Source organism: Kitasatospora sp. NPDC015120, from assembly GCF_043080305.1.
GTDB lineage: Bacteria > Actinomycetota > Actinomycetes > Streptomycetales > Streptomycetaceae > Kitasatospora.
Map to the genome: position 1 here is coordinate 358571 of NZ_JBIBVJ010000005.1, position 21899 is coordinate 380469.

Annotated in this window: 14 protein-coding genes and 1 pseudogene; 12 read left to right on the plus strand and 3 right to left on the minus strand. The window is 75.5% G+C overall.

All coding sequences use genetic code 11. The annotated features are described in order from the left end of the window. Nucleotides 1-140: 140 nt before the first annotated feature. Entirely contained in the window at nt 141-2051 is a 1911-nt protein-coding gene (locus ACF1AK_RS15875; RefSeq protein WP_391499337.1) for a protein kinase, read from the plus strand. Between the two features lie 19 nt (nt 2052-2070). Here the strand turns inward: ACF1AK_RS15875 and ACF1AK_RS15880 are convergent, their stop codons facing one another. Next, a complete protein-coding gene (locus tag ACF1AK_RS15880) occupies nt 2071-2616 on the minus strand; it encodes an SHOCT domain-containing protein (RefSeq protein WP_391499338.1) in 546 nt (181 codons plus the stop codon). Nucleotides 2617-2702: 86 nt separating this feature from the next. Here ACF1AK_RS15880 and ACF1AK_RS15885 point away from each other — a divergent pair, with 86 nt between their 5' ends. From ACF1AK_RS15885 to ACF1AK_RS15920, 8 genes and pseudogenes are all read left to right on the plus strand, one after another. Continuing rightward, nucleotides 2703-3803, plus strand: a complete 1101-nt coding sequence (locus ACF1AK_RS15885; protein ID WP_391499339.1) for a protein kinase — start codon at nt 2703-2705, stop codon at nt 3801-3803. A gap of 172 nt (nt 3804-3975) precedes the next feature. Beyond that, a complete protein-coding gene (locus ACF1AK_RS15890; protein ID WP_391499340.1) occupies nt 3976-5730 on the plus strand; it encodes a protein kinase in 1755 nt (584 codons plus the stop codon). An 80-nt stretch (nt 5731-5810) separates the two neighbouring features. Further along, nucleotides 5811-7454: a succinic semialdehyde dehydrogenase gene (locus ACF1AK_RS15895; protein ID WP_391499341.1), complete on the plus strand. Its 1644-nt coding sequence runs from the start codon at nt 5811-5813 to the stop codon at nt 7452-7454. A 58-nt stretch (nt 7455-7512) separates the two neighbouring features. Further along, nucleotides 7513-9303, plus strand: a complete 1791-nt coding sequence (locus tag ACF1AK_RS15900; protein WP_391499342.1) for a GMC oxidoreductase — start codon at nt 7513-7515, stop codon at nt 9301-9303. Nucleotides 9304-9477: 174 nt separating this feature from the next. Beyond that, nucleotides 9478-11169 carry a hypothetical protein gene (locus ACF1AK_RS15905; protein WP_391499343.1) on the plus strand — a complete coding sequence of 564 codons (1692 nt, stop codon included), beginning with the start codon at nt 9478-9480 and terminating at the stop codon, nt 11167-11169. A 1050-nt stretch (nt 11170-12219) separates the two neighbouring features. Continuing rightward, nucleotides 12220-13815: a glutamine-hydrolyzing GMP synthase gene (guaA, locus tag ACF1AK_RS15910; RefSeq protein ID WP_391499344.1), complete on the plus strand. Its 1596-nt coding sequence runs from the start codon at nt 12220-12222 to the stop codon at nt 13813-13815. A gap of 187 nt (nt 13816-14002) precedes the next feature. Then, a pseudogene (locus tag ACF1AK_RS15915) lies at nt 14003-14593 on the plus strand (DoxX family membrane protein); the annotation flags it as partial. Between the two features lie 57 nt (nt 14594-14650). Next, entirely contained in the window at nt 14651-15064 is a 414-nt protein-coding gene (locus ACF1AK_RS15920; protein ID WP_391499464.1) for a ubiquinol-cytochrome c reductase iron-sulfur subunit, read from the plus strand. Here the strand turns inward: ACF1AK_RS15920 and ACF1AK_RS15925 are convergent. Next, nucleotides 15061-15273 carry a hypothetical protein gene (locus tag ACF1AK_RS15925; RefSeq protein WP_380292110.1) on the minus strand — a complete coding sequence of 71 codons (213 nt, stop codon included), beginning with the start codon at nt 15271-15273 and terminating at the stop codon, nt 15061-15063. The two genes, ACF1AK_RS15920 and ACF1AK_RS15925, sit on opposite strands and share 4 nt — an antisense overlap. Next, nucleotides 15270-16796 (minus strand): PspC domain-containing protein, encoded by a 1527-nt coding sequence (locus ACF1AK_RS15930; protein WP_391499345.1) that lies wholly within the window; start codon nt 16794-16796, stop codon nt 15270-15272. Before ACF1AK_RS15930 ends, ACF1AK_RS15925 begins: the two co-directional genes overlap by 4 nt. A gap of 262 nt (nt 16797-17058) precedes the next feature. Here ACF1AK_RS15930 and ACF1AK_RS15935 point away from each other — a divergent pair, with 262 nt between their 5' ends. From ACF1AK_RS15935 to pcrA, 3 genes are all read left to right on the plus strand, one after another. Then, entirely contained in the window at nt 17059-18399 is a 1341-nt protein-coding gene (locus ACF1AK_RS15935; RefSeq protein ID WP_391499465.1) for a PspC domain-containing protein, read from the plus strand. Beyond that, a complete protein-coding gene (locus tag ACF1AK_RS15940) occupies nt 18392-19069 on the plus strand; it encodes a LuxR C-terminal-related transcriptional regulator (RefSeq protein ID WP_380292114.1) in 678 nt (225 codons plus the stop codon). The genes ACF1AK_RS15935 and ACF1AK_RS15940 overlap by 8 nt, the downstream gene beginning before the upstream one ends. Before the next feature lie 191 nt (nt 19070-19260). Further along, nucleotides 19261-21891 (plus strand): DNA helicase PcrA, encoded by a 2631-nt coding sequence (pcrA, locus tag ACF1AK_RS15945; protein ID WP_391499346.1) that lies wholly within the window; start codon nt 19261-19263, stop codon nt 21889-21891. The last annotated feature ends 8 nt before the right edge of the window (nt 21892-21899 follow it).

A 21899-nucleotide genomic window follows, 5' to 3' on the forward strand; every position in this document is an offset into this window, starting at 1 on the left:
GGTGCGTGCCAGGGTGGCCGGGGGCCGGGTGGTCGGGGGCGCGCGCGACAGGGGATGATGGAGGCTTGGGCGTTCGGGCCCGACGCCGGTCCGACGTGCCGTCACCACGACCGCCAGCAGCACATGGGGGAACGTTCCGAATGACCCAGGCGCAGGGTTCCACCGGCCGCCTCCTGGCCGGACGCTACCGGCTGAACGCGGTGCTCGGGCGCGGCGGCATGGGCACCGTCTGGCGCGCCGAGGACGAGATGCTGGGCCGGACGGTCGCGGTCAAGGAACTGCGGATGAACGCCAGCGTGGACGAGGACGAGAAGCACCGGCTTGTCGTCCGCACCCTGCGCGAGGCCAAGGCGACGGCGCGGATCCGGCACAACTCGGCGGTCACCGTCTTCGACGTGGTCGAGGAGGACGACCGGCCGTGGATCGTCATGGAGCTGGTCGAGTCCCGGTCGCTGGCGGACGTGGTCCGCGAGGACGGCCCGCTGGCGCCCGCCCGGGCGGCGGAGATCGCGCTGGACGTCCTCGGCGTGCTGAGCGCCGCGCACGCGCTCGGCATCCTGCACCGTGACGTCAAGCCGTCCAATGTGCTGATCGGCGAGGACGGCCGGGTGGTGCTCACCGACTTCGGCATCGCCAGCGTGGAGGGCGACACCTCGGTGACCTCCACCGGCATGCTGGTCGGCGCGCCCTCCTACATCTCCCCGGAGCGGGCCCAGGGGCAGAAGCCCGGGCCGCCGGCCGACCTGTGGTCGCTGGGCGGCACGCTGTACGCGATGGTCGAGGGCCGCCCGCCGTACGACCGGGGCTCGGCGCTGGCCACCCTGACCGCGGTGATGACGGAGGAGCTGGCCGCCCCGGCGAACGCCGGGCCGCTGCTGCCGGTGATCGAGGGGCTGCTGGCCAAGGACCCGGCGCAGCGGCTGACCGCCTCGCAGACCCGGTCGATGCTGAAGCGGGTGGTCGCGGAGGCGACCGCGCGGGCCGAGTCGACCACCGAGCAGTCGGTGCCGGTCGCGGAGCGCGGCGGGAAGCCGCCGGTCGGCGGACTGCTCGGGACGGTCCGGGTGGGCAGCCGGGCCGGGGACGCCGGCAGCGGCGAGTCGCCGGCGGCGCCGGTTGCGGTGCCGGGGCCCGAGGGGGCGGCGGCACCCGCGAAGCCGTCCGGGGCGCCCGGCGACGCGGGGCCGTCGGGAGCATCGGGAGAGGAGACCGAGGCGGCCCGCCCGGTGACCAGTGAATGGACGCTGGGCGCCACCCAGGCGGCCGGGGCGGACCCGCGCACCGGACGGCGGCGGCTGGCGGTGGCGACGGTCGTGGTGGTGCTGTTGCTGATCGCGGGCGTGGTCGCGCTGGTCCAGGCGCTGGGCGGCTCCGGGGACGGCACGGCGTCCGGTGCGGGCGGCACCGCCCCGGTGGTGGCGGTCACGGACACCGCCACGGGCGGCGCGGCGCCGGAAGCGGTTCCGGAGACGGCTCCGGAGAGCTCCGCCCCGGCGGAGGGCGCGGCTCCCGAGCCCACGCCCACCCCGAGCGCCGCTCCGACCCCGACGCCCACGCCCACGCCCACCCCGACCCCGACGCCCACGCCGACCCCCACCGGGCCGGTCGTGCCGGCCGGGTACCACGAGTACAAGGACCCGGCCGGCTTCTCGATCGTGCTGCCCGACTGGCTGCAGCTGTCGAGCTCGGAGTCGATCCGCCGGACCTTCAAGGGCAACGGCAGCACCCTGCGGATCGAGTGGACGACCACGCCGGGCGCCAGTGCCCTCGCCGACTGGCAGGAGGCCGAGCCGGGGCTGCGCGGTCAGGTGACCAACTACCAGCGGGTGCAGTTGCAGTCCGTCGCCTACCGGGAGTGGACCAACGCGGCCGACTGGGAGTGGATCAGCGGCAGCCCGCGGACGCACTCGCTGAACCGCGGCTTCGTCACCGGCTCCCCGGCCAAGTACGGCTACGCCATCTACTGGACGACGCCGGACGCGGACTGGGCCGCGCCGCAGAACGCCGAGGCCCGCCAGACCGCGTTCGACACCTTCCAGCCCGCGGGCTGACCGCCGGGGCGGCGGGCCGTCAGCCGATGAGGCGCTGCTTCGCCCGGGTGAACTCCTCGTCGGTGAGCGCGCCGGCGGTGCGCAGGGCGGCCAGCCGCTCCAGCTGGTCCAGCAGCTCGGCGCCGGCGGCGGGGGCGGGGCCGGCCGGCGCCGGGGCGGCGAGGGCCTTCCGGGAGGCGGCCTCGCGGGCCAGCCGGGCGGTGGCGCGCACCTGCTCGGCGAAGACCTCCGCCTTGACCACGTCCTCGAAGCGGTGCGAGCCGGTCAGCGCGACCACCAGCAGGACCTCGCCGTTGATCCTGGTCCTGGTGACGGTCGCGTCGGTGACCGCGTCCAGCGGAACCGGAATCGGGGGCTTGCCGTCCTTGAGGAAGAGCAGCCGGTGGGTGGTCAGGACCAGTACGCCCTTGCGGAAGTGGTCGGGGTGGCGCCCGGCCGTGGAGGCGACGGGCTTCTCGTCGGGGGCGACGTTCGCTTCGACGGTGCGCAGGGCCGCCGCCCGGTTGTCACTGCTGCTGTTGCCGGCCACGTCGAAGGCCGCGTCGATCAGATCGGTCCAGTCCATGGGACCGAGGGTAATCCGGGGCACGTACGCCGTGTCGGCCGCGGTCAGGCCCTAGGCTTGGCGGCGGTGAGCGGAGAGGAACACGCATGCGAGCGGGCCCGGGGCAGGTGCTGGCGGGGCGTTACCGGCTGACGGACCGTCCGGAGGCGCTGGACGCGTTCGCCGTGGACGAGCGGAGCGGGGACGTCGTCCGGCTGCGCGGGTGGGAGCTGCCCGCGGCGCTGACCGGGGGTCAGGAGCCGGACGGCGAGGATCCGGTGCAGGGCGAGCGGCTGGTGCGCCGGGTGGCGGCGGTCGGCGCAGCCGCGCCGCGGCACCCGCGGCTGCTGCAGGGCGCCGGGGCGTTCGTCGAGGGCGAGCTGCTGTGGACCGTCGAGGAGTGGCCGGCCGGACGGCCGCTGGAAGCGCTGCTCGCGGAGGGCCCGCTGCCGCCGTACCGGGCCGCGGAGGTCGCGGCGGACCTCGCCGCGGCGTTGCGGGCGCTGCACGACGCGGGGCTGGCGCACGGGAACCTGACCGCCGGGTCGGTGCTGGTCTGCGAGGACGGCGCGGCGCTGCTGGGCGGGTTGCTCCCCGGGGTGGCCGAGGAGGTGCTGGCCGAGGAGCTGGGCGGCCCGGGCGGGCGGCGCCGCTACGAGATCCGGGCCGAGCTGGTCGGCGCGGTGGCGGAGCGCTGGCCGCTGGACGGCGGTCCGGCCGGTGACTGCTGGGCGCTCGGGGTGCTGCTGCACCGGATGGCGACCGGCCGTGCGCCGTACCCGGAGAGCGGGGTGCCGGAGCTGGTGACGGCGGTGCGGGAGGGCCGGCGGGTGCCGTCGGAGGCGTGCGGTCCGCTGGGGCCGCTGGTGGAGCGGCTGGTGCAGCCCGATCCGGCGCTGCGGCCGACGGCGGCGGAGGTCCGCGCGGAGCTGGCGGAGCTGCTGGCGGGCGCGCCGGAGCCGGTGGCCGGCGAGCGGGTGGCGCCGCCCCCGCTGCCGGAGCCGCGGCGTGCGGCCGGGCGGCGCGGTGCGGCGGAGCGCGGCGGTGCGGCGCAGCGCCGTGGTGCGGCGGGCGCGGGGCGGACGGAGGAGCCCGGACCGGCCCGGCCGCCGCGGATCCCGCCGGCGATGCTGGGCCCGCTGCTGGTCGGCGGCGTGTTCCTGCTGCTGCTCCTCGGGGTGGCGGCCGTGGTGCTGTTCGCAGGCTGACGGGGCCGGTGGAACGGTGGTGGCCGCCGTGGCGGGTGGGGGAGATTACCGGGGGGAGCCCGGGGCGCCTAATGTGTCCGTGGGATTGTTCGATTCAGTGGTCTGCACCGAGTGGTCTGCGCCGGGCCCTGCCGTCGCGGTGACGGCAGGTGGATGAGGGGGAGCGTCGCGGATGGGCGCGCAGGACCGGCCGGAGTCGGCCGAGGCGGAGCGGCTGCTGGCCGGGCGCTACGAGCTGGGTGAGCGGCTGGGCCGCGGCGGGATGGGCACCGTGTGGCGGGCCCGGGACCGGATGCTGGACCGTGAGGTCGCCGTCAAGGAGCTGACCGTCAGCCACCTCCCCGAGGAGGAGCTGGAGATCCTGCACGCCCGGATGAAGCGGGAGGCCTCCGCGGCCGCCCGGATCAAGCATCCCGGGGTGATCACCGTGCACGACGTGCTGGAGCAGGACGGCCGGCCGTGGATCGTCATGGAGCTGGTCGACGGCCGTTCGCTGGCCGACGTGATCAGCCAGGACGGCACGCTGCCGCCGCGCGCCGCCGCCGAGGTGGGCGGCCAGGTGCTGGCCGCGCTGCACCGGGGCCACCAGCTGGGCGTGCTGCACCGGGACGTGAAGCCGGCCAATGTGCTGCTGGAGCACGGGACCGGGCGGGCGGTGCTGCTGGACTTCGGGATCGCGACGTACGAGGGCTCGGCGGAGCTGACCCGGCCGGGCGACCTGGTCGGCTCGCCGGACTACCTGGCGCCGGAGCGGGCGCAGGGCGAGCGGCCGGGCCCGGCCTCCGACCTGTGGGGCCTCGGGGCGACGCTGTACGCGGCGGTGGAGGGCGACTCGCCGTTCCGCCGCACCTCGCCGCTGACCACCCTGGCCGCGGTGGTCGGCGATCCGCTGCCGGAGCCGCGCCGGGCGGGTCCGCTCGGACCGGTGCTGGCCGCGCTGATGGCCAAGGACCCGGCGGAGCGGCCGACCGCGGACGAGGCGGCCCGGATGCTGGCCGAGGTGCAGGCCGGGCACACCCTCGGGCTCAAGCCGGTCGCGCCGGTGCGGATGCCGACCCAGTCGGTGCCGGTGGTGGACCGGTCGGGCGAGCCGGGCGGGCCGGAGGGGGCGGCTGAGCCGGACGGTGCGCCCGAGGCGGTCACCGTGCCGCGTCCGGTGGCGGCCCGGGCCGCCGCCACGGTGGAGCAGGCGCCGCCGGGGCAGCCCGTCGGGGCCGGCCCGGCGCACGAGCCCACCGAGGGGGAGCCCACCGGGCCGGTCGCGCCGGTGCCGTACGCCGGTACGCCGGCGCGCGGACCGGCCAAGCGCCGGCGGAAGCTGCTGGTGCTGGCGGTCGCGGTGGTGGTCCTGGTCGCCGGGGCCGCCGGGGCGGTCCTGCTGGCGGACCGCGACGGCGGGCCGGAGACGGGCCGGCCGACCCCGGTCCCGGCCGAGCCGCAGCCGAGCGGACCCGGCGACGGCACGCCCGCGCCGCCCGTCGGCTACCACTGGGTCGACGACCCGGCGGGCTTCCGCTTCCCGCTGCCCACGGCCACCCCGGTCTGGCAGCGCACCAGTACGTCCGACAACCAGATCTACTACAGCCCCGACAACAAGGTGCACTACCTGCAGTTCGCGGTCACCGTGGGCCAGTCGGTCAGGCCGCTGGAGCACATGCGGCAGATGGAGAGCACCGTCTCCTCGCTGAAGGACTACAAACAGCACCGGCTGACCAGCGTCGCGGTGAACGGCCACGAGGCGGCGGTCTGGGAGTTCAGCTACCTGGCCAAGGAGGGCGGTCGCCGCCGGGCGATCGAGGCCGAGTTCATCGACCAGGACGGCACCAGCTACGCGATCTACTCGTCCAGCCCGGAGCGGGGCAACGAGTGGAACGAGGCCGAGCAGCGCTTCAACGCGGTGCTGCACTACTTCACTCCCACCCGCTGACCGCAGGGGCCGCCGCCGGCCCCCGGTTTGTTGTTACCGACGGGTACCGAACCGGGCGCCGAGCGCCTAGGCTGCGCCCTATGACGGACCTCACTGCAGCTGCCACGGCCCACGACCCCGCCGGCACCGGCGCGCCGGGCCGCAATCCCGCCGCGCCCGGCGGCGGCCGCACCGTCGCCTCGGCCGTGCCGCCGTCCCTGGTCGCCCGGCTCGCCGCCGGGGTCACCGCCACCGGCGAGCCCAGTGTGGTGGAGACCGTCGCCCCGCTGACCGGCGAGCGGCTGGCCGGGCTGCCGCAGTCCACCCCGGCGGACGTCGAGGTCGCCTTCGAGCTGGCCCGGCGCGCCCAGCCGGCCTGGGCCGCGCTGCCGGTCCGCCGCCGCGCCGCCGTGCTGCTGCGCTTCCACGACCTGCTGCTCAAGCGGCAGGACGAGGTGCTCGACCTCATCCAGGCGGAGACCGGCAAGGCCCGGCTGCACGCCTTCGAGGAGGTCCTCGCGGTCGCCATCGCCGCCCGGCACTACGGCCGCTCCGCCCCGTCCTACCTGCGCGACAAGCGGCACCTCGGCGCGGTGCCGCTGCTCACCCAGGCCGTCGAGGCCCGCCGGCCCAAGGGCGTGATCGGCCACATCTCGCCGTGGAACTACCCGCTGGAGCTGTCCGTCGGCGACGCCCTGCCGGCCTTCGTGGCGGGCAACGCGGTGGTCAACAAGCCGGACACGCAGACCGCGCTGACCGCGCTCTGGGCCCGCGAACTGCTGGTCGAGGCCGGGCTGCCGGCCGACCTGTGGCAGATCGTGATCGGCGACGGCCCGGTGATCGGCCCGGCGGTGGTCGAGCACGGCGACTACGTCTCGTTCACCGGCTCCACCCGCACCGGCCGCGACGTGGCCCGCCGGGCCGCCGGGCGGCTGGTCGGCGCCTCGCTCGAACTCGGCGGCAAGAACGCCATGCTGGTGCTCGCCGACGCCGACCTCGACCGGGCCGCCGAGGGTGCCGTCCGGGCCTGCTTCTCCTCGGCCGGCCAGCTCTGCATCTCGATCGAGCGGCTGCTGGTGCACCGCTCGGTGGCCGACGAGTTCCTCGCCAAGTTCGCCGCCCGCACCCGTGCGCTGCGGCTCGGCGGGGGCCTCGCCTACGGGGCCGACATGGGCTCGCTGGTCTCCGCCCGGCAGCTGGAGACCACCACCCGGCACGTCGAGGAGGCGGTCCGGGCCGGCGCCACCGTGGTGGCCGGCGGCAGGGCCCGCCCGGACCTCGGCCCGTTCTTCTTCGAGCCGACCATCCTGGACGGCGTCACCCCGGACATGGCGGTGTGCGGCGAGGAGACCTTCGGCCCGGTGGTCTCCGTCTACCGCTTCGACACCGAGGACGAGGCGGTGGCCGCCGCCAACTCCACCCCGTACGGCCTCAACTCCAGCGTCTGGACCCGGGACGTCCGGCGCGGCCGGGCGGTCGCGGCCCGGCTGCGCACCGGCACGGTCAACGTCAACGAGGCCTACGGCGCGGCGTACGGCTCGGCCGGCTCGCCGATGGGCGGCATGGGCGACTCCGGCCTCGGCCGGCGGCACGGCGCCGAGGGCATCCTGCGGTTCACCGAGGCGCAGACGATCGCCAGCCAGCGGTTGCTGCCGCTGGCCCCGGCGCTCGGCCAGGACGACCGGCAGTACGCGGCGGTGATGACCGCCGGACTGCGGATGCTGAAGGCCCTGCGCGTCCGGTAGTCCCGGCGCCGGCCGGCCCTCCCCGTTTCGTGGACGACTTCCGAAGGAGCAGTGGCAGATGGTGGGTTCGGCTGAGGACCGGGAGTTCGATTACGACGTGGTGGTGGTCGGCTCCGGTTTCGGCGGTTCGGTCGCGGCGCTGCGGCTGACCGAGAAGGGGTACCGGGTCGCCGTCCTGGAGGCCGGACGCCGCTTCGACCGCGACGAGCTGCCCACGACCTCCTGGGACGTCGCCAACTACCTGTGGGCGCCGAAGCTGGGCCTCTACGGCATCCAGCGCATCCATCTGCTGGCCCATGTGATGATCCTGGCCGGCGCCGGGGTCGGCGGCGGCTCGCTGAACTACGCCAACACCCTGTACGTGCCGCCGAAGGCGTTCTTCGAGGACCGCCAGTGGCGCCACATCACCGACTGGCAGGAGGAGCTGGCGCCCTTCTACGACCAGGCGCGGCGGATGCTCGGGGTGCGGCTCAACCCGACCGTCACCCCCTCCGACGTCCACCTGCGGGCCGCCGCCGAGCGGATGGGCGTCGGCGACACCTTCCACCTGGCGCCGGTCGGGGTCTTCTTCGGCGACGGCGAGGACGGCGACGGCACGGCGAAGGCGGAGCCCGGCGGCGAGGTGGCGGACCCGTACTTCGGCGGGGCCGGTCCGGCCCGCCGGGCCTGCGTCGAGTGCGGCGAGTGCATGACCGGCTGCCGGCACGGCGCCAAGAACATGCTCACCGAGAACTACCTGTACCTGGCGGAGCGGGGCGGCGCCGAGATCCACCCGCTCACCACGGTGGCCCGGATCCGCGAGCGGGGCGAGGGCTTCGCGGTGGACGTCCGGCGCACCGACAGCCGGTCCACCACCGACCCGGTCAAGGCCGGGGCGCGGACCGTCACCGCCGCCCGGGTGGTGGTCGCGGCCGGCACCTACGGCACCCAGCGCCTGCTGCACCGGATGCGGGCGGCCGGGCACCTGCCCCGGATCTCCGCCCGGCTCGGCGAGCTGACCCGGACCAACTCCGAGGCGCTGGTGGGCGCGCAGACCACCGACCGGCGGTACGGCGCCCGCGCGGACTTCACCAAGGGCGTGGCGATCACCTCCTCGATCCACCCGGACGAGAACACCCACATCGAGCCGGTCCGCTACGGCAAGGGCTCCAACGCGATGGGTGCGCTGTCGATCGCCCAGGTCGCCGGCGGCGGGCGGGTCCCGCGCTGGCTGCGCTACCTCGGCAACTCGGTCAAGCATCCGGTGACCTTCGCCCGGTCGATGAACCAGCACCGGTGGTCCGAGAAGACGATCATCGGCCTGGTGATGCAGTCCCTGGACAACTCGATCACCGTCTCGCTGAAGGAGAAGGGCCTCGGCAAGGGCACGCTGACCTCCCGCCAGGGCCACGGCACGCCCAACCCGACCTGGATCCCGGCCGCCGAGCGCGGTGCCCGGGCGCTCGCCGAGGAGATCAACGGCTTCCCCGGCGGCAGCGTCGGCGAGATCTTCGACATCCCGATGACCGCGCACTTCCTGGGCGGCTGCCCGATCGGCGACTCCCCGCTGACCGGTGTGGTCGACCCGTACCACCGGCTCTACGGGCATCCCGGGATCAGCGTGGTGGACGGCGCCGCGGTCTCCGCCAACCTCGGCGTCAACCCGTCGCTGACCATCACGGCGCAGGCCGAGCGGGCCATGTCGCTGTGGCCGAACAAGGGCGAGCCGGACCCCCGCCCGGCGCCCGGCGAGGAGTACCGCCGCATCGCGCCCGTCCCGCCCACCGCCCCGGCGGTGCCGGACGGCGCGTTCGGCGCGCTGCGGCTGCCGCTGCTGGCCGTCCCGGAGGTGCCGAAGAAGCAGGCCTGACCTGGCGTCCGGCCGGGCGGCGGCCCCCCACGGACCCCGGCCGGACGTGTCCGGAGGGCTCCCCGGCGCGTTCCGCGGCGGGTGACCGGTTGACAGCCGTCCGTACCCGGTGGGAGAAAAGGGGCGCCCTGGGGGGACCAGGGGATCGTTCGTTCGGACGGGGGGACGCGGTCCATGGCCATCTGCGCATTCTGCGGCGCGGTCACGGCGGAGGGGGCGTCCGGCTGCGCGTCCTGCGGGAGGCCGTCGGCGCCGCCGCCCACGCTGCCGCCACCGCCCGTCCTGCCGCCGCCGCCCCCGTTCGCGCCGTCCGCCGCGCCGTCCGCCGCGCCGCCGGGCCCGCCGCCGCGGGCCGCCGCGCCCGGCGGCCCCTGGGGCGCCGGGCGGCCGTACGACCCGGCCGCCGAGCGGCCCCCCGTGCTCTCCTGGCTGACCGGCGCGGACTGGCGCCCGGCGCTGCGCGCGGTCGTCGCGCCCACCGCCGTACTGCTGCTGGCCGCGCTCGTCGTCGCGATCCCGGAGAACCTCTTCCCCTACACCCCCGTCCTCGACGCGCCCTCCTACGGCACGCGCTTCGGCACCGCGCTGGCGATCGTCCTCGGCGCCCTCGGCGCGCCGTTCCGGCTGGACGTCGGCACCGGCGGCCCGGTCGGCCTCGCGCACGGCAGCGAGGTGCTGGTCCGCGCGGTGCCGCTGACCGTCACCGCGCTGTGGCTGCTCGCGCTCTGGCCCGGCCTGCGGATCGGGGCGCGCCGCGGGCAGGAGCGCACCGGCGCGCAGCAGACCCGTCGGCAGGCGGCCGGCGAGGCCGTGCGCACCGCCGTGGTCGCCGCCGCGGTGACCGTGCTGCTCGGCCTGGTGGGCGGCGCCGCCTGGCACCCGGGGGACCGCTTCGAGCCGGACGCCGTCGCCGGAGCGGTGGGCCGGATCGGCTACGAGTCCTCGGCCGGCTGGGTCGAGGCGGCCGGCTGGACGGCGCTGCTCGCCGGGCTGCTGGCGTTCGCCGTGTACGGCACCGACGCGCTGCGCTGGGCGGCCTGGCGCAACCGGGCGGTGCGCGGCTGGGCGGTCGCCGGGCTGGCGGCCGGCCGCGCGCTGGCGGTCTCGGTGGGCCTGGCGTCGGCGGTCGGCCTGGTGGTGACCGTGGTCCTGGGCGACGACGACGGCGTCGGCGGCGAACTGACCACGAGCGCGACGGCCTTCCTGCCCAACGTCGGCCTGATGCTGCTCGGGCTGGGCTCCGGGGCGACCTTCCGGACCAGCAGCGAGACGCCGGCCGCCCGCGACTCGGACTGGTACCGGGAGCCGCGCGGCGTCGACGAGTACTCCTTCTTCGACCTGCACGGCGCGGACGGCGACTGGCGCTGGACCGGGCTGCTCGCGCTGGCCGCCGCCGCGGTGCTCGGCTGGACGGCGTACCGGCGGCGGCTGGACGCCGCGGACCGGCTCCGGCTGGCGGCGGTGTACGCCGTGGGCCTCAGCCTGCTGATGGCGGTGTCCGGGCTGCTGAGCTCCTCGAAGGCCACCGTCCGCTACCTGGGCCGCAGCCAGGACACCGGGTTCGAGAGCACCCTCTCGCTGGTGCCGTGGACGCTGCTGGTGGCCAATCTGGTCTGGGCGGCGGCCGGCGCGCTGGCGGTGCCGCCGCTGCTGGCGGCGCGCGACCGCCGGGCGCGGACGTCGCCGTCGCCGTCGCCGTCGTCGTCGCCGGAGGGGTCGCCGGCCGGGGTGCCGGCCCAGCCCGAGGGTGAGCACCCCGGTGCGCCGGTCGTCTCGGAGGTGATCGGCTCGGGCGACACGCGGCCGGACGCCGGGCCGGTGGACGACGGGCCGGTGGATCCCGGCGTCTGGAGCCGGCGCCCGTAACGGCGGCCCGGTGCGGGCCGGGGCGGGCCGGGGCGGCCGGCCCCGGACAGGGCAAAGGGCCCCGCGGGGGAAACGGGGCCCTTTGTCGTTCAGCACTCGGCGTCAGGGCCGCGCCGGTGCTGGATGACGGCGCCGGGGGAGGAGCGCCGTCCGGACGGTTGGCCGGAAGGGATCGTGCGCCGCGGCCGCTCCGGCGGGGGTGGGCCGGCGTGCGGGCGCACAGTGCCGTGGCGGCGGTCCGGCGGGCGCGTAGGCCTGCGTCGGACCATGGCTCACGGAGCGTGAGGTGATGGTCGTGGTCGCCGTGGGTCCCGGCGGCACGGGACGGTACTCCACAGGGAGCCGTTCGGCCACCGGGAGAACCTCTTCCATGCAGCATCGTCCTGGACGAAGGGCTTGCTCTGCAACCGATTCGGCATGATTCGGTACAGGCCGTTTCCGGCCGGGCCGATGGCCGGCCAGGGGCGGGGCCGCCGCGCCGGGTGCGGGGAGGGCCGACGAGGGACGACCGCGGTGATCACGGTGCGTGACGAAACCGGCCGGAGCGCACGGGGGACGTGCACGGCGGCGCGGGGACGGCGGGCGGCGTGCGCCGGGATCGCGGTGGGTGCGGCGGCCGGCTCCGGGCGTCCCCGGCGGCCGGCCGCCCCACCTCCTGGTCCAGTCGCGGCCGGGGTCGCTGTCCCCTGCTGGCCGGCCGCAGCACCCGCGCACGGTCCCACGGCGCGCCGCTCCCCGGCCGGGGCCGGTTCTCCGCGACGGCGCCACGTGCGCCGGTGGACTGGGGTGAGCTCCACGCGTGGTCCTGCAGTGCCGTACGGGGGCGCCCTGGCCGGGGCGGGGGCGACGCGTCTGGCGGGCGCGGCGCGGGTCGTACGGTCCGCCCGGAGCAACGAACCGGGCGCCGCACCGGTCACGGCCGCCGGGGCGGGCAGACGAGTGAAACCGGCCAGCCCGGTAGACTCGGTGGCAGACCCCCGCCCGTCGCCCGCGCACCCTCCGTAGGGCGCGCCGCGCGACACCTTTCGTACCGCTGCCGGAAGGCCGTCTGTGTCCTCTGCTACTCCCGTCCAGTCCGCACCCGAGACCGACACCGTCCTGGTCGTCGACTTCGGTGCCCAGTACGCCCAGCTCATCGCCCGTCGGGTGCGTGAGGCCCGGGTCTACAGCGAGATCGTGCCGAGCAGCATGCCGGTCGCCGAGATGCTCGCCAAGAACCCGAAGGCGATCATCCTCTCCGGCGGCCCCTCGTCGGTCTACGAGGACGGCGCGCCGCAGCTCGACCGCGCGATCTTCGAGGCCGGTGTTCCGGTCTTCGGCATGTGCTACGGCTTCCAGCTGATGGCCACCGTGCTCGGCGGCACCGTCGACAACACCGGCGCCCGGGAGTACGGCCGCACCCCGCTGACCGTCTCGCGCACCGGCTCGACCCTGTTCGAGGGCGTCCCGGCGCAGCACTCGGTCTGGATGTCGCACGGCGACGCCTGCTCCGCGGCCCCCGCGGGCTTCACCGTCACCGCCTCCACCGACGTGGTGCCGGTCGCGGCCTTCGAGAACGACGAGGCCCGCCTCTACGGCGTCCAGTACCACCCCGAGGTGCTGCACTCCGACCACGGCCAGCAGGTCCTGGAGCACTTCCTGTACCGCGGCGCCGGCCTCGCCCCCACCTGGACCACCGGCAACGTGGTCGAGGAGCAGGTCGCGCTGATCCGCGCCCAGGTCGGCGACCGGCGCGCGATCTGCGGCCTGTCCGGCGGTGTGGACTCGGCGGTCGCCGCCGCCCTGGTCAACAAGGCCATCGGCGACCGGCTGACCTGCGTCTACGTCGACCACGGCCTGATGCGCAAGGGTGAGACGGAGCAGGTCGAGAAGGACTTCGTGGCCGCCACCGGCGTGCAGCTGAAGGTCGTCGACGCGCAGGAGCGCTTCCTCGACGCGCTGAAGGGCGTCAGCGACCCGGAGGAGAAGCGCAAGATCATCGGCCGGGAGTTCATCCGGGTCTTCGAGCAGGCGCAGGCCGAGATCGTCGCCGAGGCCGGCGAGCAGGGCGAGTCGGTCGACTTCCTGGTCCAGGGCACCCTGTACCCGGACGTGGTGGAGTCGGGCGGCGGCACCGGCACCGCCAACATCAAGTCCCACCACAACGTCGGCGGCCTGCCCGAGGACCTCCAGTTCGAGCTGGTCGAGCCGCTGCGCAAGCTGTTCAAGGACGAGGTCCGGATGGTCGGCCAGGAGCTGGGCCTGCCGGAGGAGATCGTCCAGCGCCAGCCGTTCCCGGGCCCGGGTCTGGGCATCCGGATCGTCGGCGAGGTCACCAGGGAGCGCCTGGACCTGCTGCGCGAGGCCGACGCGATCGCCCGCGAGGAGCTGACCGCGGCCGGCCTGGACCGCGAGATCTGGCAGTGTCCGGTGGTCCTGCTCGCGGACGTCCGCAGCGTCGGCGTCCAGGGCGACGGCCGCACCTACGGTCACCCGATCGTGCTGCGCCCGGTGTCCTCCGAGGACGCCATGACCGCCGACTGGTCGCGCCTGCCGTACGACGTGCTGGCCCGCATCTCCACCCGGATCACCAACGAGGTCCGCGACGTCAACCGCGTGGTGCTGGACTGCACCAGCAAGCCGCCGGGCACCATCGAGTGGGAGTGAGCACTCCCCGTCCCGGCCGGTCCTGACCGGTTCTGAACACCGGCGCCGCCGCCCCCGTACCAGGGGTCGGTGGCGCCGGTGGTTTCCGGGCCCCCTGGTGGGCCCTCCCACCGAAAGCGCTCATGAGCGGGCAGAATGCGTCCGGACCTGTCAGGCGGTGACGGGCCGGTGAGGGAAGGTGTGGGTCATGGCGGAGGCCAGCAGCTCTGTGGCGGCCGGGACCGTCGGCGACGGCGCGGCCGGGCCGGTCCAGGACGCCCCGGACGGCGCGGCCCCGGCGGGCGTCTCCGGGCGGATCGCCGCGTGGAAGGCGGCCGGCTCGCGGCTGGCACTGCTGCCGCTGCGGATCTTCCTCGGCGTCACCTTCGTCTACGCGGCGCTCGACAAGCTCTCCGACAGCCACTACCTGGCCGGGTCCGGCGACCCGGCCTCGTTCCTGTCGCAGACCAGGGCCGTCCAGGACGCCAGCCCGATCGGCTTCCTGCTCGGCCCGGCCCTGCACCACCCCACCCCGTTCGCCCTGCTGGTCGCCTTCGGCGAGCTGGCGGTGGGCCTGGGCACCCTGCTCGGCCTCTGGGGCCGGCTCGCCGCCGCCGGCGGGGCCCTGATCAGCCTCACCCTCTGGCTCACCGTCAGCTGGAGCGTCACGCCGTACTACCTCGGCAACGACCTCGCCTACCTGATGGCCTGGACGCCGCTGCTGCTGGCCGGCACCCCGTACCTCTCGGTGGACGGCTACCTCGCCCGGCGCTCCGCCCGGGACCGCCGGCGCGGCCTGCACGAGGACCACGTCCGGCGCCGCGCCCTGATGGACGGCGGCATCGCGGCCGTCGCGATGGGCGGCGCCGGGCTCCTCACCGGCTCGCTGACCGCCACCTTCGGGCGGGACGAGCCCACCGCGACGGCGAAGCAGCCGGCCGCCCCGGCGCCGGCCGGCGCGCCGGTCACGGTGGCCGCCGCGAGCGTCCCGGTCGGCGGCTCGGCCCGGGTGAAGGACCCGGCCAGCGGCGACGCGGTCTACGTGGTGCAGCCCAAGGCGGGCCAGTACTGCGCGTTCTCCTCGGTCTGCACCCACTCCGGCTGCGCGGTCGACGCGCCGAAGAACGGCCAGCTGTACTGCCCCTGCCACGGCTCCCGGTTCGACGCGGCCACCGGCGCGGTGGTGAACGGCCCGGCCACCAAGGCGCTGCCCAGGTACCGGGTCACCCAGGAGGGCGACCAGCTGCACCTGGGACCGCTGGAGTCCTAGCCCTCGCGGTCCTCCGGCCGGGAGCGGCGCACCGCTGCCGCCACCGCCCCGGCCAGGCCGCCCACGCCCAGCACGATGAAGGTCACCGGGATGACGATCCGCCCGTTCACCGAGACGTCGTTCACCGCCGCCACCAGGTAGAGCACCGCGATCGCGGTGAACAGCCCCCCGGCGATCAGCGAGAACAGGTCGAGCTGGTGCTTCCTCACTGCTGGACCACCTTGACGTTGCCGAGCCCGACCTTCAGCGTGAGGTCGAGCGTGCCCTTGGATGCCTGTCCGTTCACCGGGAGCAGCTGGTAGGTGCGGTCCCCGGGCCCGTCGTCGTAGCCCTCGCGGCCCGTGATGCGGACCTCGGCCAGGCCGATCTCGCTGCGCACGTTCACCGCCACGTCCGACGGGACCGTCACGGTCAGGTCGCCGGCGCCCAGTTCGGCCGTGGTGGCCAGGGTCGCGCCGGCCGGGTCGATCCCGCTGAGGTCCAGGCGCAGCGTGCCGACCCCCAGGGTGTACTTCGGTTGCAGCTCGGTGGCCGCGGTGACGGTCCAGTCGCGGTCGCCGGCCAGGTTCCTGGTGGTGACCGAGGACCCGCCGACCGCGGTCAGCGCCACGGTGAGCAGCAGGCCCGGGACCACCAGCCGCCGGGCCCGGCCGAACTTCGCGCCGAGCAGCAGGGTCAGCCCGATCACCAGCAGCGCGGTGGCCAGCACGCTGCCGGCCCGCACCGTCGTCCCGCCGTCGGCCGAGGCCGACCAGACGGCGCTGGCCGCGCCCACCGCCAGCAGCAGGCCGATCAGGCCGAGCGGGGAGCGCTCGCGCCGGTGCACCATCACGGGCGGGCGCGGCGGGGCCGGCGGGACGGGCCCGGCCTCCTTGCGCAGCGGGTCGCCCTGCGGCAGGTCGGTCCGCTGCCACCACGGCCGGGCCGGGGCCCCGGGCGGCGGAGCCGGGGAGCCGTAGGGCGGGGTCGGCGCGGCGCCGTCGTACGGGTTGCGCTCGGGGTGGCGCGGGTCCCACAGGTAGCCGGACGGGCCGGCGTGCGGGGTGTCGGCGGGGACGGTGCCGGCCTCGCGGGCGGCGGCGTGCCGGGCGCGGGCCTCCTCGGCCGCGGCCGGCTCCTCGGGCGGCCAGCGGTAGCCGTCCGCGGCCGTCCCGGCGGTTCCGGCGGCGGGGCCGGCGTCCGGGAAGTACCGGTCGTACGGGCCGCCCGGCCGGTCGCCGCCCCCGTACTCGTGGTGGTGCCGGTTGCGGTGGCCGCGGGTCCGGCCGCCGCGCCGGCGCTCCGGGTCGTAGCGGACCGCGAGGAAGACCAGCCCGGCGAGCAGCAGCAGCGGGAACAGCTGGCCGCCGTCGCCCATCGAGGAGAAGAAGACCCCGGTGCCGATCACGGTCAGCAGCACCGCACCGATCGACTGGCCGTCCACCCGGCCGGTGAGCACCCGCTGGAGCTCGGTGCGGGCCGCGCGGCCGCCCTTGCCGTCCGCGCCCCGCTCGGTCGGCACGATCAGCCAGGCCAGGCCGTAGAGGAAGAGGCCGAGGCCGCCGGAGAGGCAGAGCACGACCGTCACGACGCGGAACACCACCGGGTCGATGTCGAGGTGGCGGCCGAGGCCGCCGCAGACGCCGGCCACCACGCGGTGGTGCTCGGCCCGGGTCAGCGGGGGTCGGTCCGGCGCGGACGGGGTGCTCGTCCCGGCCTCGTGGAGCTCCTCCGTGCGGTGGTCTTCGGTCATGCCCACCATCCTGGTGGGTGCCGGACCCCCGCCCAACCGGTCCCGCCCCTGCTCGGACCCTGACTTGTCCCTGAGAAGCGTCAGGGCCCCACCCTGATGCGTCCGGGTCCGCCCGCGTGGAACCATCGGTGCCGTGGCAGCACCCGGTTCCGACTCCCGCCCCCTCGCCCCCGAGCCCGCGCCGCCCGGCGCCGGCGACCCGTCCGCGCCCGCCGGCGGGAAGCCGCCGTACCGCCGGCTCTACCGCAGCCCGCAGGGACGGATGCTCGGCGGCGTCGCGCACGGCCTCGCCGTGCACCTCGGACTGCCCGTCAGCTGGGTGCGGATCGCCTTCGTGGTGCTGTTCTTCGCGCAGGGCCTCGGTGCGCTGCTCTACGCGGCGTTCTGGTTCGTGGTGCCGATCGGCATCGGCGAGCCGCGGGCCGGGGCGCACTGGGTCTACGTCAACGGCGCCTTCGTCCCGGTCGGCTCCTGGCAGTCGGGCGGCGGCGGCGAGCTGCGCAAGGGCGGCCGCAGGTCCGGCGGGTGGATCGCCCGGCTGCGCGAGGTGCTGCAGCACGCCCTGCGCGGCGAGCCGGTCGAGGCGGGCGAGGGGGCCGGAGCGCCCGGCGCGGCGGCCCCCGGCCAGCGGCAGGGCGGGCTGGGCCAGCTGGCCGCGCTGGTGATGCTGGTGATCGGCGTGATCGCCCTGCTCAACGCGCTCAACGTGCAGACCGCCAAGCCGTACACCTGGCCGCTGCTGGCGATCGGCGTCGGGGTGGCGCTGGTCTGGCGGCAGGCCGACGACTCGCGCTGGCAGCGCTGGTTCGGCCTGGAGGAGGGCGAGAAGCGCCGGGGCGCCTACACCCGGGTCGGCGCCGGCGTGCTGCTGGTGGTGGCCGGCATCATCGCCTTCCTCGCCACCCAGGGCAGCGGCTCGACGATCGGTTCGGTGGTCGAGGCCTCGCTCGCGGTGCTGGCCGGGGTGCTGGTGCTGGTCGGCCCGTACGCGCTGCGGATGTGGCAGGACCTCGGCGCCGAGCGCACCGCCCGCATCCGCGCCCAGGAGCGCGCCGAGATCGCCGCCCACGTCCACGACTCGGTGCTGCACACGCTGACCCTCATCCAGCGCCGCGCCGAGGACCCGAAGGAGGTGCTGCGGCTCGCCCGTGCCCAGGAGCGCGAGCTGCGGCTGTGGCTCTACCGCCCGGAGGCGGTCGCCGAGCAGGCCCCGGACACCATGGCGGAGAGCCTGCGGGCGGTGGTCGCCGAGGTCGAGGACCGGCACGGGGTGCCGGTCGAGGTGGTGATCGTCGGCGACTGCCCGATGGACGAGCGGATCGCGGCCCAGATGCAGGCCGCGAGGGAGGCGACCGTCAACGCGGCCAAGTACGGTGGCGGTGGACCGGTCCAGGTCTACGCCGAGGTCGAGGGGAGGACCGTGATGGTGTTCGTCCGCGACCACGGCCCGGGCTTCGACCCGGACACGGTGCCCGAGGACCGGATGGGCGTACGCGAGTCGATCCTCGGCCGCATGAAGCGCAACGGCGGCACCGCACGGGTGCGGCCGGCGCCGGACGGCGGGACCGAGGTCGAGCTGGAGATGGAGAGAGCTGATGACTGAGGCAGCGCCGGAGCGCCGCGCGAGGGTCGTGCTGGTCGACGACCACCGGATGTTCCGGACGGGGGTACGGGCGGAGATCGGGCGCACCGAGACGACCGGCATCGACGTGGTCGGCGAGGCCGACGACGTGGAGTCCGCGGTCCGGGTGGTCGCCGAGACGCGGCCCGACGTGGTGCTGCTGGACGTCCACCTGCCCGGCGGCGGTGGTGTCGAGGTGCTGCGCCGCTCGGCCGGGCTGATGGGGGAGCAGGGGGGAGTGAAGTTCCTGGCGCTCTCGGTGTCGGACGCGGCGGAGGACGTGATCGGCGTGATCCGCGGCGGCGCCCGTGGCTACGTCACCAAGACCATCACCGGGACCGACCTGGTCGACGCGATCTTCCGGATCGGCGACGGGGACGCCGTCTTCTCGCCCCGGCTGGCCGGGTTCGTGCTGGACGCCTTCGCCGCCACCGACACCCCGCCGGTGGACGAGGACCTGGACCGGCTGACCCAGCGCGAGCGCGAGGTGCTGCGGCTGATCGCCCGCGGCTACGCGTACAAGGAGATCGCCAAGCAGCTGTTCATCTCGGTCAAGACGGTGGAGAGCCACGTCTCGGCGGTGCTGCGCAAGCTCCAGCTCAGCAACCGGCACGAGCTGACCCGCTGGGCGACCGCGCGCCGCCTGGTCTGAGCCCGCCCCGCCCCGCCCCTCCCCGCCCCGGCCCCGCGGCCCGGGCGGGGGGGCGTGCGGGACGCCGTGGGGACCGTACCCCCTCCGGCCGCCGCCGGGCGGAGCCGGACCGGACGGCGTAGCGCGCGCTGCGGGGCGCTCCGCCGGACGGGGCCGGGTTGTCGGCGCGGGGCCATAGACTCGTCAGTGCCATGAGTAGCCTCTTTGACGACCTCCCGCTCCCCGGTTTCGAGGCCCCCGCCGCCGGGTCGAAGCAGCCCGCGCCGCCGATCGGCGAGGAGCCGCCGTACGAGGACGACGTCCCGTACGACGCCTACGAGGAGGCGATCCCGGACGGGCTGTTCCACACCGACCACGCCGCCGAGGCGGAGCGGGACGCCTGGTACCGCAACGGCACCGCCCGCCCGGTCATCGACCCGGCCGCCCTGCTGGAGGGCATGAACGACCCGCAGCGCGAGGCCGTGCTGCACGCCGGCTCGCCGCTGCTGATCGTGGCCGGCGCCGGTTCCGGCAAGACCCGGGTGCTCACCCACCGGATCGCGTACCTGCTGGCCGCGCGCGGCGTGCAGCCCGGCGAGATCCTGGCGATCACCTTCACCAACAAGGCGGCCGGCGAGATGCGCGAGCGCGTCGAGCAGCTGGTCGGCCCGCGCGCCCGGGCGATGTGGGTCTCCACCTTCCACAGCGCCTGCGTGCGGATCCTGCGCCGCGAGTCCAAGCTGCTCGGCTTCACCTCGTCGTTCTCGATCTACGACGCGGCCGACTCGCAGCGGCTGATGGCCCTGGTCTGCCGCGACCTCGACCTGGACCCGAAGCAGTTCCCGCCGAAGTCCTTCACCGCCAAGGTCAGCAACCTCAAGAACGAGCTGATCGACGAGGAGACCTACGCCGACCAGGCCGCCAACCCGATGGAGAAGAAGCTCGCCGAGGCGTACTTCCTCTACCAGCGGCGCCTGCGCGAGGCCAACGCCCTCGACTTCGACGACATCATCATGACGACGGTGAACCTGCTCCAGGCCTTCCCCGACGTCGCGGAGCACTACCGGCGGCGGTTCCGGCACATCCTGGTCGACGAGTACCAGGACACCAACCACGCCCAGTACACGCTGGTCCGCGAGCTGACCGGCGGCGCGGCCGGCGACGCCCCGAAGCGCACCGTCGACGGCGACCGGGTGGGCCCGGCGGCCGGCCGGACGGCCGAGGTGCCGCCGGCCGAGCTGTGCGTGGTCGGTGACGCGGACCAGTCGATCTACGCCTTCCGCGGCGCGACGATCCGCAACATCCTCCAGTTCGAGGAGGACTACCCGAACGCCACCACGATCCTGCTGGAGCAGAACTACCGCTCCACCCAGACCATCCTGAGCGCGGCCAACGCCGTCATCGAGCGCAACGCCAACCGGCGCGAGAAGAAGCTCTGGACGGCCGGCGAGGACGGCGAGAAGGTCGTCGGCTACGTCGCGGACGACGAGCACGGCGAGGCCCAGTTCATCGCCGACGAGATCGACCGGCTCACCGACGCGGGCGCGGCCAAGCCCGGCGACGTCGCGATCTTCTACCGCACCAACGCGCAGTCCCGCGTCTTCGAGGAGGTGTTCATCCGGGTCGGCCTGCCGTACAAGGTGGTCGGCGGGGTGCGCTTCTACGAGCGCAAGGAGGTCAAGGACGTCCTCGCCTACCTGCGGGTGCTGTCCAACCCCGAGGACACCGTGCCGCTGCGCCGGATCCTCAACGTGCCCAAGCGCGGCATCGGCGAGCGGGCCGAGGCGATGGTCGACGCGCTGGCGGCGCGCGAGCGGATCTCCTTCGCCCAGGCGCTGCAGCGGGTCGACGAGGCGTACGGGATGGCCGCGCGCTCGGCGAACGCGGTGAAGAAGTTCAACGCGCTGATGGCCGGGCTGCGCCAGGTCGTCGCGTCCGGCGCGGGCCCGGCGGCGGTGCTGGAGGCGGTGCTGGAGGAGACCGGCTACCTGGCCGAGCTGCAGGCCTCCACCGATCCGCAGGACGAGACCCGGGTGGAGAACCTCCAGGAGCTGGCCTCGGTCGCCCTGGAGTACGAGCAGGATCCGGGCGAGCGCCCGGACGCGGGCGAGGACGGCGCGCCGCCGGTCGGCTCGCTGGCCGACTTCCTGGAGCGGGTGGCGCTGGTCGCCGACTCGGACCAGATCCCGGACGAGGACGAGGAGGGGCAGGGCGTCATCACGATGATGACCCTGCACACCGCCAAGGGCCTGGAGTTCCCGGTGGTCTTCCTGACCGGCATGGAGGACGGCATCTTCCCGCACATGCGGGCGCTCAACCAGGTCAAGGAGCTGGAGGAGGAGCGGCGCCTCGCGTACGTCGGGCTGACCCGGGCGCGGCAGCGGCTCTACCTGACCAGGTCGGTGCTGCGCAGCGCCTGGGGGCAGCCGTCGTACAACCCCGCCTCGCGGTTCCTGGAGGAGATCCCGGAGACGCTGGTGGAGTGGAAGCGCACGGGGGCGGCGCCGGCGCCGGCCTCGCGGGGCTTCTCGTCGGGGTCGTCCTGGGGCGGGAGGTCCTCGGGCGGTTCGGGCGGGTCGTCGCGCGGCGGCTCCTCGCGCGGTTCGTCGGCCGCGGCCTCGCCGAAGGCGGGCTGGGGGCAGTCGGCGCGGCGCCCGGGCGCGGCGGTGGAGCGGGAGGTGGTCGCGCTGGCGGTCGGCGACCGGGTCACCCACGACACCTTCGGGCTGGGCACGGTGGTGGCCACCACCGGGGCCGGCGACAAGGCACAGGCGACGGTGGACTTCGGCACGGAGGGGCGCAAGCAGTTGCTGCTGCGCTACGCGCCGGTGGAGAAGCTGTAGCGGACCGG